Origin of the sequence: Salmonella sp. 32120201201600049SM, assembly GCF_017572835.1 — a bacterium.
Taxonomy (GTDB): domain Bacteria; phylum Pseudomonadota; class Gammaproteobacteria; order Enterobacterales; family Enterobacteriaceae; genus Salmonella; species Salmonella enterica.
The window spans coordinates 1,180,983-1,195,371 of sequence record NZ_JAGESA010000001.1; the positions used below are offsets into that span (position 1 = coordinate 1,180,983).

At 51.4% G+C, this 14,389-nt stretch carries 13 protein-coding genes, 1 tRNA gene and 3 pseudogenes; 9 read left to right on the forward strand and 8 right to left on the reverse strand.

Going from position 1 to position 14,389, the window contains the following annotated elements; genetic code table 11:
- Window positions 1-4: 4 nt before the first annotated feature.
- On the reverse strand, window positions 5-700 hold the full coding sequence (rsuA, locus tag J4650_RS05915) for a 16S rRNA pseudouridine(516) synthase RsuA (RefSeq protein ID WP_001234836.1): 696 nt from the start codon (window positions 698-700) through the stop codon (window positions 5-7).
- 151 nt (window positions 701-851) lie between these two features.
- Here rsuA and J4650_RS05920 point away from each other — a divergent pair, with 151 nt between their 5' ends.
- Both J4650_RS05920 and rplY read left to right on the forward strand, forming a co-directional pair.
- Window positions 852-2,612 (forward strand): DEAD/DEAH box helicase, encoded by a 1,761-nt coding sequence (locus J4650_RS05920; protein ID WP_000578121.1) that lies wholly within the window; start codon window positions 852-854, stop codon window positions 2,610-2,612.
- 124 nt (window positions 2,613-2,736) lie between these two features.
- A complete protein-coding gene (rplY, locus tag J4650_RS05925) occupies window positions 2,737-3,021 on the forward strand; it encodes a 50S ribosomal protein L25 (RefSeq protein ID WP_000494192.1) in 285 nt (94 codons plus the stop codon).
- 108 nt (window positions 3,022-3,129) lie between these two features.
- Here the strand turns inward: rplY and J4650_RS05930 are convergent, their stop codons facing one another.
- Window positions 3,130-3,750 (reverse strand): hypothetical protein, encoded by a 621-nt coding sequence (locus J4650_RS05930; protein WP_023994321.1) that lies wholly within the window; start codon window positions 3,748-3,750, stop codon window positions 3,130-3,132.
- A 27-nt stretch (window positions 3,751-3,777) separates the two neighbouring features.
- The gene (gene yejK / locus J4650_RS05935) at window positions 3,778-4,785 is read right to left on the reverse strand and encodes a nucleoid-associated protein YejK (protein WP_000050806.1); all 1,008 of its coding nucleotides are present in this window, start codon (window positions 4,783-4,785) and stop codon (window positions 3,778-3,780) included.
- A gap of 179 nt (window positions 4,786-4,964) precedes the next feature.
- On the opposite strand from yejK, the gene J4650_RS05940 reads away from it, so the two are divergent.
- The 4 genes and pseudogenes from J4650_RS05940 to J4650_RS22765 form a co-directional block, all read left to right on the forward strand.
- On the forward strand, window positions 4,965-5,192 hold the full coding sequence (locus J4650_RS05940; RefSeq protein ID WP_001135904.1) for a YejL family protein: 228 nt from the start codon (window positions 4,965-4,967) through the stop codon (window positions 5,190-5,192).
- A 31-nt stretch (window positions 5,193-5,223) separates the two neighbouring features.
- The gene (gene yejM / locus J4650_RS05945) at window positions 5,224-6,984 is read left to right on the forward strand and encodes an LPS biosynthesis-modulating metalloenzyme YejM (protein WP_000256150.1); all 1,761 of its coding nucleotides are present in this window, start codon (window positions 5,224-5,226) and stop codon (window positions 6,982-6,984) included.
- Between the two features lie 73 nt (window positions 6,985-7,057).
- A tRNA-Pro gene (locus J4650_RS05950) sits at window positions 7,058-7,134 on the forward strand.
- A pseudogene (locus J4650_RS22765) lies at window positions 7,090-7,188 on the forward strand (hypothetical protein); the annotation flags it as partial. The gene J4650_RS05950 and the pseudogene J4650_RS22765, both read left to right, overlap by 45 nt.
- Window positions 7,189-7,444: 256 nt before the next feature.
- Here the strand turns inward: J4650_RS22765 and J4650_RS05955 are convergent.
- The 3 genes and pseudogenes from J4650_RS05955 to J4650_RS05970 all read right to left on the reverse strand — a co-directional run.
- Window positions 7,445-7,742, reverse strand: a pseudogene (locus J4650_RS05955) (DUF4113 domain-containing protein); the annotation flags it as partial.
- 12 nt (window positions 7,743-7,754) lie between these two features.
- Window positions 7,755-10,121, reverse strand: coding sequence for an SPI-2 type III secretion system effector E3 ubiquitin transferase SspH2 (sspH2, locus tag J4650_RS05960; RefSeq protein WP_023993397.1), 2,367 nt, complete (start codon window positions 10,119-10,121; stop codon window positions 7,755-7,757).
- A 668-nt stretch (window positions 10,122-10,789) separates the two neighbouring features.
- A complete protein-coding gene (locus tag J4650_RS05970) occupies window positions 10,790-11,581 on the reverse strand; it encodes a tail fiber protein (RefSeq protein WP_024147573.1) in 792 nt (263 codons plus the stop codon).
- A 115-nt stretch (window positions 11,582-11,696) separates the two neighbouring features.
- Here J4650_RS05970 and J4650_RS05975 point away from each other — a divergent pair, with 115 nt between their 5' ends.
- Together J4650_RS05975 and J4650_RS05980 are read left to right on the forward strand one after the other, a co-directional pair.
- Complete coding sequence (locus J4650_RS05975; RefSeq protein ID WP_000340080.1) at window positions 11,697-11,855, forward strand: hypothetical protein; 159 nt, start codon at window positions 11,697-11,699, stop codon at window positions 11,853-11,855.
- Between the two features lie 28 nt (window positions 11,856-11,883).
- Window positions 11,884-12,087 (forward strand): virulence protein MsgA, encoded by a 204-nt coding sequence (locus J4650_RS05980; RefSeq protein WP_001653202.1) that lies wholly within the window; start codon window positions 11,884-11,886, stop codon window positions 12,085-12,087.
- 191 nt (window positions 12,088-12,278) lie between these two features.
- Here J4650_RS05980 and pagL read toward each other — a convergent pair whose 3' ends face one another.
- Window positions 12,279-12,842 carry a lipid A 3-O-deacylase PagL gene (gene pagL / locus J4650_RS05985; protein WP_000281877.1) on the reverse strand — a complete coding sequence of 188 codons (564 nt, stop codon included), beginning with the start codon at window positions 12,840-12,842 and terminating at the stop codon, window positions 12,279-12,281.
- A 729-nt stretch (window positions 12,843-13,571) separates the two neighbouring features.
- On the opposite strand from pagL, the gene narP reads away from it, so the two are divergent.
- A complete protein-coding gene (narP, locus tag J4650_RS05990; RefSeq protein ID WP_001115498.1) occupies window positions 13,572-14,219 on the forward strand; it encodes a nitrate/nitrite response regulator protein NarP in 648 nt (215 codons plus the stop codon).
- 43 nt (window positions 14,220-14,262) lie between these two features.
- Here the strand turns inward: narP and J4650_RS05995 are convergent.
- Window positions 14,263-14,389, reverse strand: a pseudogene (locus J4650_RS05995) (cytochrome C biogenesis protein); the annotation flags it as partial.

Here is a 14,389-nt window from a genome sequence, read left to right on the forward strand (position 1 = left end):
ATAGTTAGCCGACGCTGGCGATTTCTTCTTCAGTCAACGGGCGGTACTCGCCGGGAGCCAGATTCTCATCCAGCGTAATGGCGCCAATCCGTTCGCGGTGCAGTTCCACAACGCGATTGCCTACTGCGGCAAACATCCGCTTCACCTGATGATAACGGCCTTCGCTGATGGTCAAACGGACCTGCACAGGCGTTATCACCTCCAGCGTAGCGGGTTTAGTGAGATCTTTTTCATTATGCAACTGCACGCCTTTCGCAAATTGCGCTGCCGTATCGTCGGCCACCGGCGACTCCAGGGTCACCAGATAGGTTTTTTCACAGTGATGGCGCGGCGACGTAATGCGGTGCGACCACTGACCGTCATCTGTCATTAACACCAGACCGGTAGTATCGATATCCAGACGTCCTGCGGCATGCAGCTTATACGCCACCGGCTCATCCAGGAAATACAGTACCGTTGGATGATCGGGATCATCGGTTGAACAAACGTATCCCTGCGGCTTGTTAAGCATAAAATAGCGTGGCCCGTGTTGCTGCGCTAAGGGATTGCCGTCATACGCAACCGCATGTTCCGGGAGCAGTTTGAAGGCCGCATTTTTAATGATGTCGCCATCGACGGTAACGCGGTTACCACGAATTTCACGCCCGGCAATAGCGCGGCTGACGCCAAGCTGCTGAGCGATAAATTTATCAAGTCGCATGTGTGTGATTTAGCCTGTAATAATACGGAAATCGGGCATTCTACCCGAAAAAAGGGAATTGCTATCCGCTCAGTATAGCGGGCTAACTATATCCCTCAAGGGAAATGATTCATGGCATACTATTCCCGGAACCGTTTAACGTAGTGAGACCATGATTTTTACACTCCGCCCCTACCAGCAAGAAGCCGTAGACGCCACGCTCAGCCACTTTCGCCGCCACCGTACGCCCGCCGTGATTGTTCTGCCGACCGGCGCAGGTAAAAGCCTGGTGATCGCCGAACTGGCGCGCGTCGCCCGCGGACGGGTACTGGTGCTGGCGCATGTGAAAGAGCTGGTCGCGCAGAACCACGCCAAATATTGCGCGCTGGGGCTGGAAGCAGATATTTTCGCCGCCGGACTCAAACGTAAAGAGAGTCAGGGCAAAGTCGTGTTCGGCAGCGTACAGTCGGTGGCGCGTAATCTTGACGCCTTCCAGGAGGAGTTTTCGCTGTTGATTGTCGATGAATGCCACCGCATCGGTGACGATGAAGACAGTCAGTATCAGCAAATCCTCACTCACTTGAGTAAAGTTAATCCTCACTTACGTCTGCTTGGACTCACCGCCACGCCTTTTCGCCTCGGAAAAGGCTGGATTTATCAATTTCATTATCACGGTATGGTGCGCGGCAACGACAACGCTCTGTTTCGCGACTGTATTTATGAACTGCCGCTGCGCTATATGATTAAACACGGCTATCTGACGCCGCCTGAGCGGCTTGATATGCCAGTGGTCCAATACGATTTCAGCCGCCTGCAGGCCCAAAGCAATGGGCTGTTCAGCGAAGCCGACCTGAACCGCGAGCTGAAAAAGCAGCAGCGGATTACGCCGCACATCATCAGCCAGATTATGGAATTTGCGCAAACGCGCAAAGGCGTGATGATTTTCGCCGCCACGGTCGAACATGCGAAAGAGATTGTCGGTCTGCTTCCGGCGGACGACGCGGCGCTGATTACCGGCGATACGCCAGGGCCCGAGCGCGACGCGCTGATTGATAATTTCAAGGCGCAGCGTTTTCGCTATCTGGTTAACGTCTCGGTGCTGACCACCGGCTTTGACGCCCCACACGTTGATCTCATCGCGATTCTACGTCCCACGGAGTCAGTTAGTCTTTACCAACAAATTGTCGGGCGTGGTCTGCGCCTTGCGCCGGGAAAGACCGATTGCCTGATTCTTGATTACGCAGGCAACCCGCACGACCTGTATGCCCCGGAGGTCGGTAGCCCGAAGGGAAAAAGCGATAACGTCCCTGTCCAGGTATTTTGCCCGGCCTGCGGCTTTGCCAACACCTTCTGGGGGAAAACCACTGCCGACGGCACGCTGATTGAACACTTTGGCCGTCGCTGCCAGGGCTGGTTTGAGGATGACGACGGCCATCGCGAGCAGTGCGATTTTCGCTTTCGCTTCAAAAACTGCCCGCAGTGTAATGCCGAAAACGATATTGCCGCCCGACGCTGCCGGGAATGTGACGCTATTCTGGTCGACCCGGACGATATGTTAAAAGCGGCGCTCAGGCTCAAGGATGCGTTAGTCCTGCGCTGTAGCGGAATGACGATGCAGCATGGGCAGGATGAGAAAGGCGAATGGCTGAAAATCACTTACTATGACGAGGACGGCGCGGATGTCAGTGAGCGCTTCCGCTTGCACACGCCCGCCCAGCGTACCGCTTTCGAACAGCTATTTATTCGCCCGCATACGCGCACGCCTGGCGTTCCTTTACGCTGGATCACGGCGGCGGATATTGTCGCGCAGCAGGCGCTGTTGCGGCATCCCGATTTTGTGGTCGCGCGGATGAAAGGCCAGTACTGGCAGGTGCGTGAAAAAGTGTTCGACTATGAAGGCCGCTTCCGCCGGGCGCACGAATTACGTGGTTAATTGTACTTTTCATTGATGTAACGGCGATTTGAGTATAGAATCCCGCCCGCCTTTGCATACGCAAAGCAGATCACTTACCTGTTGCTGGGTCGCCTGTAGCAGGAATTATTAAAGAGAGATTTAAATGTTTACTATCAACGCAGAAGTACGTAAAGAGCAGGGTAAGGGTGCGAGCCGCCGCCTGCGCGCCGCTAACAAGTTCCCGGCAATCATCTACGGCGGTTCTGAAGCCCCGATTGCTATCGAACTGGACCACGACCAGGTGATGAACATGCAAGCTAAAGCTGAATTCTACAGCGAAGTTCTGACCCTCGTTGTTGACGGTAAAGAAGTAAAAGTTAAAGCTCAGGCTGTACAGCGTCACGCTTACAAACCGAAGCTGACTCACATCGACTTCGTTCGCGCGTAATCGCCTGGAAGTTGAAGAAAAACCCCGCCCCGGCGGGGTTTTTTTATGCGTTTAATTGAATTTGACGACATGCAGAGCAACGAGAACCCACTTTGCTTTTCTGCTTTCTTACACCTCGCCATATTCAATTAGCGCCTCCCCTAATCGAGGATCTGTAGTTTCCGCCGCGGTATTCATACCTTTAAGCCGATTGAATAATGCCCGTTGACGAACGCTGGCACTTTCCGGTTTCCATGGCAAAATTCGTATTGGTATAGTTTGCCCGTCATTCAACGCATCAAATACCTTTTCATTGGTCAGTAAGTCGCCGCAGCTCCATGTCTTGCTATCAAACTGAAAATCAAATAAGACATGGAGCTCCAGTTCATCTACACGCACTTGACGCTTTGCATTATCGATGCGTATTTCCACCTTCTCTTTATGCGTCAAAGTTGCATCAAGATTGAGTCCATACCGTTTCAACTGCCCCTTGTCGTAATAGTAACGTATGCTGGACCAGGTTGATTTAAAAGCAAATCCAGTAATGAATAAACCACTTAACAAGAACAGCGGGCATATGAACAAGCTCAGTAACCAGTTGGCGCCATAAGTATAAAACAGTACCAACGAGAGAACGGTGAACACCATGCCGAGCACCAACATCATCAAAAATGCGACAATGTGCGCATACAAAATCTGCCGAAATAAACTGAAATTAACAGGCGGCTTCTGTCGTATTCCTTTACTCACTACGGCGTCCTTTTATGTCGTATGCCTTTATTTCCCGCCCGACGTGCGTCGCTGCAACTGGTCGCGCAGATTCGGCGGCGTCCCTTTGATAGTCAGGGTATCGGTCGCCGGGTCCCAGAAAATCCGCTCGCCCAGTAGCATCGCATCAAAGTTAATCGTTAACCCGCCGCCGCTGCCGGCATATTTGGTTAGCTGGCGCAGCGTACTGCGATCCGCCGGGAAGCTCTCTTCCAGCTCATAGCCTTTTTCGGCGGTAAATTCGCTGAAGCTGACTTCACTGACGCCGGAAAGCTCTTTAGACAGTGATTCCAGCTCAATCTCTTCCCCGGCTTGTAACTGCTCGTTGCAGTAGCTGTACACCTGCTGACGCACGTTCTGACGTTCTGCTTTATCCAACTGCGCTTCTGCGGTGAAATCATCCACTGCCTGCAACAGGCCGCGATTCTGCGCTTTGGCGTTCAACCCTTCGCTGGCGCCGAGGAAATCCATAAAGAAGTCAGCGACCTTGCGCCCTACCCGACCTTTGAGAAACGTCAGGTAGCGGGTCGATTGCGGATTAGTTTCCCACTCGGTAAGATCGATACGCGCCACGATATCCGCATGGTTAATATCAAGATAATGCGTCGGGTTAATGTCCAGATTTTCATTGACCCGCATACTGCTCAGGTTGTTCAGTACCGTAACCAGCAGATACTCCACCGCCAGGTAACGATAATGGCAGAACAATACAATGCCGCCGTCCGCAAAGGGATATTTCGCCAGTTCGTCACGCAGGCGTCCGGTCGCCGCCCGGCTAAAAGCAAGAAAATCTTCTTCCCCCTGACGTTGCAACCGCAGCGCTTGCGCCAGTTCACTCTCTTCATTAAACAGGCCATACGCCTTATTCTTGGCGCTATAGACCCGATGCAGTTCAGCCACCATCTCGACAACGGTGGTTGTCGGCTCCAGCAATGAATCGCGCAAGACCAGCTCAAGATTTTGCTCATCGCGCTTGATAAGCTGGTGCAGGGCAATCTGGTTGATATCCAGACTCATGATAAACTCTCCTTTAAGACCGGGCGGTATTCAACCACCGCCTGCCGGAAGACGCAAGCAATCGCCCTGTCATTTCAGGCGTTATCCGTAACGCGAATGATTTAGGGGATAAAAATGCAGAAAAAAAACTGTTGCTACGGTAATATGTTGCCCTTTCATGAACAAACAGATTTTGATTTATGCCACAACTCTCCCGCTATAGTGATGAACATGTTGAACAACTGCTGAGCGAACTGCTCAGTGTACTGGAAAAACATAAGGCGCCGACCGATCTTTCCCTGATGGTGCTGGGAAATATGGTCACCAACCTTATCAACACCAGCGTTGCGCCGGCTCAACGCCAGGCGATTGCGAACTCTTTTGCCCGCGCCTTGCAGTCTTCGATTAGCGAAGACAACGCGCACTAAAAAGCCGACTCCGGAGAAACAAGCGACAGGTATGGTAACTCATCGTCAGCGCTACCGTGAAAAAGTCTCCCAGATGGTTAGCTGGGGGCACTGGTTCGCTCTGTTCAATATACTGTTGGCTACGTTGCTCGGCAGCCGTTACCTGTTTGTCGCCGACTGGCCGACAACGCTTGCGGGTCGCATATACTCCTACCTGAGCATTGTCGGGCACTTTAGCTTTCTGGTGTTCGCCACCTATTTGCTTATTCTTTTTCCGCTCACGTTTATCGTGATGTCCCAGCGACTGATGCGGTTTTTATCAGCCATTCTGGCGACCGCGGGTATGACGTTGTTGCTTATCGACAGCGAAGTCTTTACCCGTTTTCACCTGCATCTTAATCCCATTGTCTGGGAGCTGGTCATCAACCCTGACCAGAACGAAATGGCGCGCGACTGGCAGCTTATGTTTATTAGCGTGCCGGTTATCTTATTGATTGAGATGCTATTTGCGACATGGAGTTGGCAAAAACTGCGCAGTCTCACGCGCCGTCGCCATTTCGCAAGGCCGCTTGCGGCATTCTTTTTCGTCTCCTTTATCGCATCGCATCTTATCTACATCTGGGCAGACGCTAATTTTTACCGGCCGATTACCATGCAGCGGGCAAACCTGCCGCTCTCTTATCCGATGACGGCGCGACGTTTTCTTGAAAAACACGGTCTGCTGGATGCGCAGGAATATCAGCGCCGTCTGGTAGAGCAAGGCAATCCGGAAGCGGTCTCCGTACAGTACCCGCTCAGCAATTTGCACTATCGCGATATGGGCACCGGTCAGAATGTGCTGCTCATTACCGTAGACGGCCTGAACTATTCCCGCTTTGAGAAGCAGATGCCGGAGCTGGCTACATTTGCCGAGCAAAACATCGACTTCACCCGTCATATGAGTTCAGGGAATACCACTGATAACGGTATTTTCGGCCTGTTCTATGGCATATCGCCAGGCTATATGGATGGCGTGTTATCCACCAGAACCCCTGCGGCGCTCATTACCGCGTTGAATCAGCAAGGCTATCAACTGGGACTGTTTTCTTCGGATGGCTTCGCCAGCCCGCTTTATCGTCAGGCATTACTGTCCGATTTCTCGATGCCGGCAGCGCAAACGCAGTCTGATGCGCAAACGGCCAGCCAGTGGATAGACTGGCTTGGGCGCTACGCACAGGAAGATAACCGCTGGTTCTCATGGATATCGTTTAACGGTACTAACATTGATGACAGTAACCAGAAAAATTTTGTTAAGCGTTACGCCAGTGCCGCCAGCGACGTGGATGCGCAAATCAATCGGGTTCTGAACGCGCTGCGAGAGGCCGGTAAATTCGACAATACTGTCGTGATCATTACCGCAGGACGCGGCATACCGTTGACGCCGGAAGAAAATCGCTTCGACTGGTCGCAAGGTCATCTGCAAGTACCGCTGGTGATCCACTGGCCGGGGACGCCTGCGCAGCGTATTAATGTGCTTACCGATCATACCGATGTGATGACCACGTTGATGCAACGCCTGTTACATGTCAGCACGCCAGCGAACGAATATTCACAGGGCCAGGACATCTTTACCGTTCCACGTCGTCATAACTGGGTAACGGCGGCAGACGGCAGTACGCTGGCAATCACGACGCCGCAAATGACCCTGGTGCTCAATAATAACGGTCATTATCAGACCTATGACTTACACGGCGAGAAGATCAAAGATCAGAAGCCGCAGCTCAGTCTGCTGCTGCAAGTGCTAACAGAAGAGAAACGTTTTATCGCTAACTGATTAATTATAAATCAGTTAGCACCGTTTCCCCTTGCATTCGCGTTGGAAAGAGGTAGTATTAGCACCCACAAGTCGGCACGTAGCGCAGCCTGGTAGCGCACCGTCATGGGGTGTCGGGGGTCGGAGGTTCAAATCCTCTCGTGCCGACCAAAATTCCCCTTAAAAACCAGCCTCTCAGGGCTGGTTTTTTTATATATCCAATTTGCAAATGGTGAAATGATGGTGAAATAGCTATCGAAGGTCACTGCAAATTGACTTCAAGCTCCCTCCAACGCGAAAAGTTGAACAGATGACTTAAATACATTGATTAGTCATCCTTAACCAGTAGAATCCGCCACGACTGGTAACTATTCAATACACGCACTATCGAACGATCGCCAGTTTGCCGCAGCCCGTTCTTGCATACAATGTGGCTGCGGCACACCATCACATCAGAAATTTGAAAATCAGGGTAAACCTGTCACTTAACCTGAAGCAGGTCTTCATAGCGGGTGGTATATCGGGATGACAGTATGTTTCTCTTCATAGCCCACTGTTGCTGGATACCCTCCCCGGCAAAGTACAGCTTTCCCCAGCCCTTCTTTGCATTCAGGTGATCCAGTACTTCCATCGGCTTCTCGCTACCGGCGCGCGGCGCGTTATCATCGAAAAAGTTGCGCCGCGCCCTGACTGAAGAAGTCTCCCCTATTTCACCTGTACATCATCCGTACTGTCTGATGTTGTTCGTCCGGGAATATCTTTGTCGCACCGCACCTCATTCACCTGGTGCATCAGTTACGACGCCACTGAACGTTCAGATAGCTCCCCAGCATCTCCTCCACAAGAGGTCGCAGGCCATCCAAAAATGTCTTTTTCGCGCTCTCCATCGCTCTTGCTCCGATAGTGCGCTCTGCATCGGTATTACCGACCAGCCCAGACGGTCTCAGCTCTGTGTCAGACAGCATCCGGTACGTTTCCTCATAATCCGATATTTGCTTTTCACGAAGCGCGTTAACGCGTTCCGGCGCTTTGCGCTCCAGCACTCTGTGTAACGGCCCCCACTGCAGTATCCACTCCCTGAACTCGCTTTTTTCAGCGGCTTTCACCTGAAGCTCCGCGTCCTGAAGGTCTGTAACCGTCACGCCGGATACGTCAAAGAAACGCATTTCTGACGTCACGCTGGTCAGCCCGAGTGATTTCTTCAGCTTATTCTGATACGCCAGCCAGACCTCAATTTCATCAACGAGAGCCAGCGTTCTGACCTTTTCCCGGGCAATCTGTTCCAGTTTTCCCAGACGGAACATCTCACGCCCCGTGGCAACCAGCGCCGCGAGATCGTTATCGTATTGCCCTTTTTCTGCATTATGTACCAGCTGTACGTTCTTCATCTGGTGCAAAAAAAATGTGACCCGGTCCTCGCAGCTTGAGGTTGCCTCTGTTGCCATAGCAAAGGTGTTTGCTCTCAACGCCTCATCTTCAGCCAGTTGTGCCAGCCAGGACGATATCTGTGCCTTAAACCCCGCGTCCTTTATGAAGTTTTCCGTCTCACTCAGTCTGTCCAGGAAGAGGCTGAAGGCGTCGGCGTTATCTTCCTGTCCGAACATATGCCATCTGTCTGCAGGAGCCGGTTCCCCCTCCCGGGCAGGCACCAGCCAGTCAGCGGCCGCCAGGTGCAGTGCCCGAGTTTCCCGGGGGGCGGAGGCTCCCGCCATATCGAATCGTATTATGGGGCCTGAATAGCCAGGCGCGCTGGTGATCTCCCGCAGCGCCTGCAAAGTACGTTCAGACAGTGGGTTCCCTTCCAGATTTACGGTTGTCTCTGAAGACAGATGAATGAGACTTTCCGGCAGGCGGGTCAGCTGGTTACGATAGACCGACAGCGACAGTAGTCCTGACGGCAGCATCGGCAGGCTGGTCAGCCGGTTACCAGATACCATCAGCTCCTTCAGTTCTGACGGCAGCACCGGCAGACTGGTCAGCCGGTTACCAGATACAATCAGCTCCTTCAGTCCTGACGGCAACGCCGGCAGGCTGGTCAGCCGATTATTATAGGCCCACAGCTTATATAATTCTGACGGCAGCGTCGGCAGGCTGGCCAGTTGGTTATCAGATACCGACAGCTCCTGTAGCCCTGACGGCAACGTCGGCAGGCTGGTCAGCTGGTTATTATAGGCCCACAGCTTACATAATTCTGACGGCAGCGCCGGCAGGCTGGCCAGTTGGTTATCAGATACCGACAGCTCCTGTAGCCCTGGCGGCAACACCGGCAGGCTGGTCAGTTGATTACCAAAGATCCACAGCTTACATAGTCCTGACGGCAGCGCCGGCAGGTGGGTCAGCGGGTTACTAAAGATCGACAGTTCCAGTAGTCCTGGCGGCAGCACCGGCAGGCTAGTCAGCTGGTTACCAGAGACCTCCAGCGTCCGCAGTTCTGGCGGCAGCGCCGGCAGGCTGGTCAGATTATTATCAGGAATAACCAGTGTGGTAATATGCGCGGGTAAACAGTCTGGCAAGGTGGTAAGACCTGATTCTCCCACGTTAAGCACTGCATTGCCATTATTCAGGCAGGCACGCATTTTCTGTACCACTGCTGCACGGCCGCGTGACTCTTCTGCGGGTGCAGCCCTTCTCCACGCTGACCAGACAGCATCATACTCTGCTGGCGTCTGTGGAGCCGTTGTGGCAGGGACGAAGGATGTCCTGAATGTCCCGGATGCCCCTTCCGCGTGTCCTGTGCCCTCCTCACCCTGTGCTGTGTCCAGGGTGAGGCGATGTGTTTCACTGTACCCCTGGCAATTTACGGTATAGTTCCCGGCATCATCAAGGGTGACTGACAATATCTCCTGACTGTCTTCATCCAGAATACAGAAGTAATTTTCCCCGTGCTGGCCGGAATGAATGCTTTCCTCCCATCCGGCATACGCGAGCGTCCTGAGCAGTTCAAATCTGTTGATCATATCCTCCCGCGTCGTTCCGGCCGGCGGGTGACAAATCGCCCAGATGCACTCCAGCGCTTCAGTCTGGTGCGTTGAGCAAAAAAATTCCTTCATTTTTTCCCAGGAACTCATTTCAGGGGGGGTATCAGACCAGGCAATACGATAAATGCGACGGTTACTGATGGTGGCGGGAAGACATCCGCTTCCAATATGAAAGGGCATAACAAAAAACCTTTATAAATTTACATATAGTATCTGTCCGGCAGACATCATCTCTTCCTGGTCTTAATTTCACAATAAGGTTATCGGCGGATTCATGGTCGTCCTGACATGGCGGGCTTCAGAAGGTGCAGAAGAAAAATCCGTTATGATGACCGGGTGGCGGGACTGTCATTTTACAGCTAAAGTGTCGATTTTTTCAGGGTCGCTTTCCACGATGATCAGATCATCCGGTATCAACGCCCGGGCGTTCAATTTTCGATTCTGCCTGCCTGCGCAGCTCTTCCGGCGAATAAACCCTTTGAACGACTTTACCGTCTTTAAACTGCCAGCAGCATGAATATCAGCGCGACGGTTTTCATCCGTATCAGGCAACTCTGCAACGCTCTGGCCAGCAGGCCACAGCCCGGAAACATCACGCGTAATACACGTAATAACATCGTTATCGTCGTAGGTAATTTTCAGCGTGTCTGCTGAAAATAATTGCTGGCACCCATACCAGTCCTGACCATCCTCTGATTTAAGATACGCCGCATCGGCGAATAATGTGTCATCTGGTTCCGGTGCATACGGAATGAAATTTTTAATATTTAAAAACTGTTTGTTCTTTTTATTTTTTTTCCGCTGTCATAATTATTCCTTCTTATACACTTGGGGCTGTCACCCACGTATCACCAACCAGATACTGAATGGGACGTTGTCACCCGAATAGTCATCGCGCCACGCACTCCCATTACCTCAATCACTGCGCCAGCGAGACAGATATTACCGCAGCCAGTATCCGTGATGATTTTGTTATAAGCGTAAGACCAGGAGCCACGACACATCCAGTAAGGGTGATTGAATGCGCCCTGAGACTCCAGCCAGACGATAAACTCCGCCGTCGTCCACGGATTATCATCACAGCCGATAATAACTGCGCCATCAAACGCTCGCGCGGCACCGATACGACGCACAAACAAATCCTTGTCCGGAATATCGCCGCCATTCTGTGATTTTTGTAATGCATCGGCGACACGACTTATGGTTTCTCGCAAACCAACGTATTCGATAAGACCGTCAACACTTTTTCCTGACAGCGCCGTCAGGGTTTCGTCCAGCGGCTGCTTGCCCGCCAGTTTATTCAGTACCGTGGTGGCAAAGTTCGGATCATTTCCCAACGCGTCAGCCAGTTCCTGCAGGGTGTCCAGTGGCTCCAGTACGGAACCAACCAGCGCGGCAATCAGTTTGCGGACAAACTCCGCGTTTGTTGTCTGAAGCCCTTTAGCATCGCCTGGCGGCGTCGGTGTGGTCGGCGTTCCAGTGAATGCCGGGCTGTCCAGCGGCGCTTTGGTCCGTACCTCACCCATAACGGTTTTTACCGCCTTTGGTGTGGCCGCCAGCGCTTCGCTGTCACTGTCCGTGGCACTGCTTAATTTAACGATACCTTTTTTCGTCAGGCTTGCATCTTCCAGGGAAATCACGTCTGCGATATCCTCGGCCCGTTTCGCGGCCTCTTCGGCTCTGGTTGCCAATTCTCCGGCTGCAGCTCTGCTTTGCGCTGCCAGTGATGCGCTGGTATCAGATGCGGCGGCGTGGGTGGATGCCTCCGATGCTGATGACGAGGCGGCTGCCGCCGTTCTGGCTGTGTCAGCCGACGCCGCGCTGGCTGATGCCTCCCCGGCTTTTGTGGTCGCCGTACCTGCGCTGCTCTCCGCAGATGCTGCGGATGAAGCTGCCGACCAAAATTCCCCTTGAAAACCAGCCTGTCAGGGCTGGTTTTTTTATGCCTACAATTAAAAAGTTAGCTGATGCCAGAGACGTTATTTTGCATGAACTGATTTTGCATGAACTGATTGGACATCTTTCCTGTGCAGTGGTCACAGTAAAGTCAATGCAGGCAACTAACGTAAACCATGTTTGTACTAAAACAGAAAAAGCGCATCTACACCCTATACTGGAAAAAATGTTTGCAGTGGCAGGTAAATGAGTAAGCAATCTGTCGCAGCAATAATAAAACGTTCTGGTAAGGTAAACGGCCTACCACGCCTTTGTCGCTAACAATTAGCCTCCCTGTCGCCATAGGGTCGATAACGATCGGCTATTCACAACACGTTTTGTAGACAACGTACGGTGATTAATTACTCCTTCAGCCAGCAACTCGCTAATTGTTATTCAACTTCAGAAATTATAACTAATTGAAGCACCTACAAAATTATGCCCTGAATTTTTATCCGTAAGTGATCCATTCGAGAAATGCCGGATATAAGCTTCTGTAGAAAAAGCCCCAAAGTTCCAGCCAAGAAACGCTTTTTCTCCAAAGGTAAATGCAGAATTGACACGCATATCATCTCGCGACTTAGATTTTATATAAGCCCCCAGACCAATACCGGTATAGATACCAGCGAAATGAACCAGCGCCACATCCTTCGAGATACCCAATACGCCCTGGTTATATTTATTACAGGGAACGCTGCCAGAATGTTTACTGCAATCATCGCTACCCTTAGCCTTAAATCCTCCTAACTCCAGATTATTTCTTGCCTGTAAAAAGAAAAAATCGCTGGGTTCACTGTATGTCAGAAAAGCCGTATATAAGTGCTCAACCCCTCCTCTTCTTATACTTTCTCCCGCAGCAAAAGAGATCTGGTGCTTGTTGCCCTTGCCAAAAAAAACATTATCATTAGCAGAACATGCGAATGCACAAGGTAATAATAGATATATAAATATTCTCTTCATATACACTCCACCACCATTTCAATGTCAATAGTTATTTTTAACCGGCTAACATATTTAAAATTTTCTACGCCACGCTTACGCTCACAGAAACGGCTGATATAGCATCCACACTACGTTCTCCCCTTGAGTCGCCCCAACGGGTGCTCAAAACGCCGCGAGTGTTGTTCAGGCACATCCAGGATAAGTTATAAGTGAATGACACTCATTTCTGACCACATTTTCATTTATGATAAGAATATCGTCAGAATCTCTTTATCGCATAAAAATACCTCTGCTATTGACTTAATATTTAATTTAACAGATGTCGCGGTTTATTCGTTCTGCTCAGATGTATATCATTGACATTAATAAAACCATAAATAAATTCAGTTAAAATAATTTGTTAATAATGACAAGCTTTAGACGCTATGACTTTTAATAAGGAGTTTCCTGCCAGTAAAGATAGTCTGGACTTACGGGTACAAGGGCGCAGCAACATATGCCACACTTCTGTTATGTCACATTGTCCGAAAAAAGCGTCCAGACCAGTATTCAACTTCAGGGAGTATTCTGTTTTCTCTCACAACGGGTTGTTTTATCCTTTCTATCGTTCAGCTAATTACTCGCCTGTCACAGGTTTTACTACTTACCCATGCACTAATTAGGGTAAAATTTACGCGCTTGACAATGTGGCAAATCTGGACGATTTCCGCGCTGAAAACAATAATCATTCTAATAAAACTCAGGAGATACAGCATGCCTGAAGTAACACCTTTTCAGGTGCTTATTGTGGACGACCATCCACTTATGCGGCGAGGTATTCGTCAATTACTGGAACTGGACCCGGCTTTTCATGTCGTTGCCGAAGCGGGTGACGGGGCGAGTGCGATCGATCTGGCGAATCGCATTGAGCCCGATCTGATCCTGCTGGATCTGAATATGAAAGGTCTGAGCGGGTTAGATACCCTGAACGCGCTACGCCGGGATGGTGTGACGGCGCAAATTATTATTCTTACCGTCTCGGATTCCGCCAGCGACATCTACGCGCTGATCGACGCCGGCGCCGACGGTTATCTGCTCAAAGATAGCGATCCGGAAGTGCTGCTGGAGGCCATTCGCAAAGGCGCTAACGGCGGTAAAGTCTTTAGCGATCGGGTCAATGAATATCTGCGTGAGCGCGAACGGTTTGGCGCGCAGGAAGATCCCTTTAGTATCCTGACCGAACGAGAGTTAGATGTCTTGCATGAGCTGGCGCAGGGGCTTTCTAACAAACAGATTGCGTCAGTACTGAATATTTCTGAGCAGACGGTTAAGGTGCACATTCGTAATCTACTTCGCAAGCTAAACGTGCGCTCACGCGTCGCGGCGACCATTCTATTTTTACAAACACGCGGAATGCAGTAACAAGCCAGGCCCGGTGGCGCCACGCCACCGGGCCGTCAGGGCATTATTTCTCCTGCGCCAGCCGGATACTGCGCTCTATCACCGCCCGCCGGGCGTCACCCGCCGGCAGCAGCTTCAGCATCATCTCCCAGGCCGCCACCGCCTCGCCAAAGCGCTGCTGCTCAAAGGCG

What these genes read in the sequence shown, in the direction of transcription:
- J4650_RS05940 (WP_001135904.1), top strand. Translation starts at nt 4,965, where the DNA reads ATGCCACAACTCTCCCGCTATAGTGATGAACATGTTGAACAACTGCTG.
- J4650_RS05980 (WP_001653202.1), top strand. Translation starts at nt 11,884, where the DNA reads ATGCCTACAATTAAAAAGTTAGCTGATGCCAGAGACGTTATTTTGCAT.
- yejK (WP_000050806.1), bottom strand. Translation starts at nt 4,785, where the DNA reads ATGAGTCTGGATATCAACCAGATTGCCCTGCACCAGCTTATCAAGCGC.
- rsuA (WP_001234836.1), bottom strand. Translation starts at nt 700, where the DNA reads ATGCGACTTGATAAATTTATCGCTCAGCAGCTTGGCGTCAGCCGCGCT.
- rplY (WP_000494192.1), top strand. Translation starts at nt 2,737, where the DNA reads ATGTTTACTATCAACGCAGAAGTACGTAAAGAGCAGGGTAAGGGTGCG.
- J4650_RS05920 (WP_000578121.1), top strand. Translation starts at nt 852, where the DNA reads ATGATTTTTACACTCCGCCCCTACCAGCAAGAAGCCGTAGACGCCACG.
- narP (WP_001115498.1), top strand. Translation starts at nt 13,572, where the DNA reads ATGCCTGAAGTAACACCTTTTCAGGTGCTTATTGTGGACGACCATCCA.
- yejM (WP_000256150.1), top strand. Translation starts at nt 5,224, where the DNA reads ATGGTAACTCATCGTCAGCGCTACCGTGAAAAAGTCTCCCAGATGGTT.
- sspH2 (WP_023993397.1), bottom strand. Translation starts at nt 10,121, where the DNA reads ATGCCCTTTCATATTGGAAGCGGATGTCTTCCCGCCACCATCAGTAAC.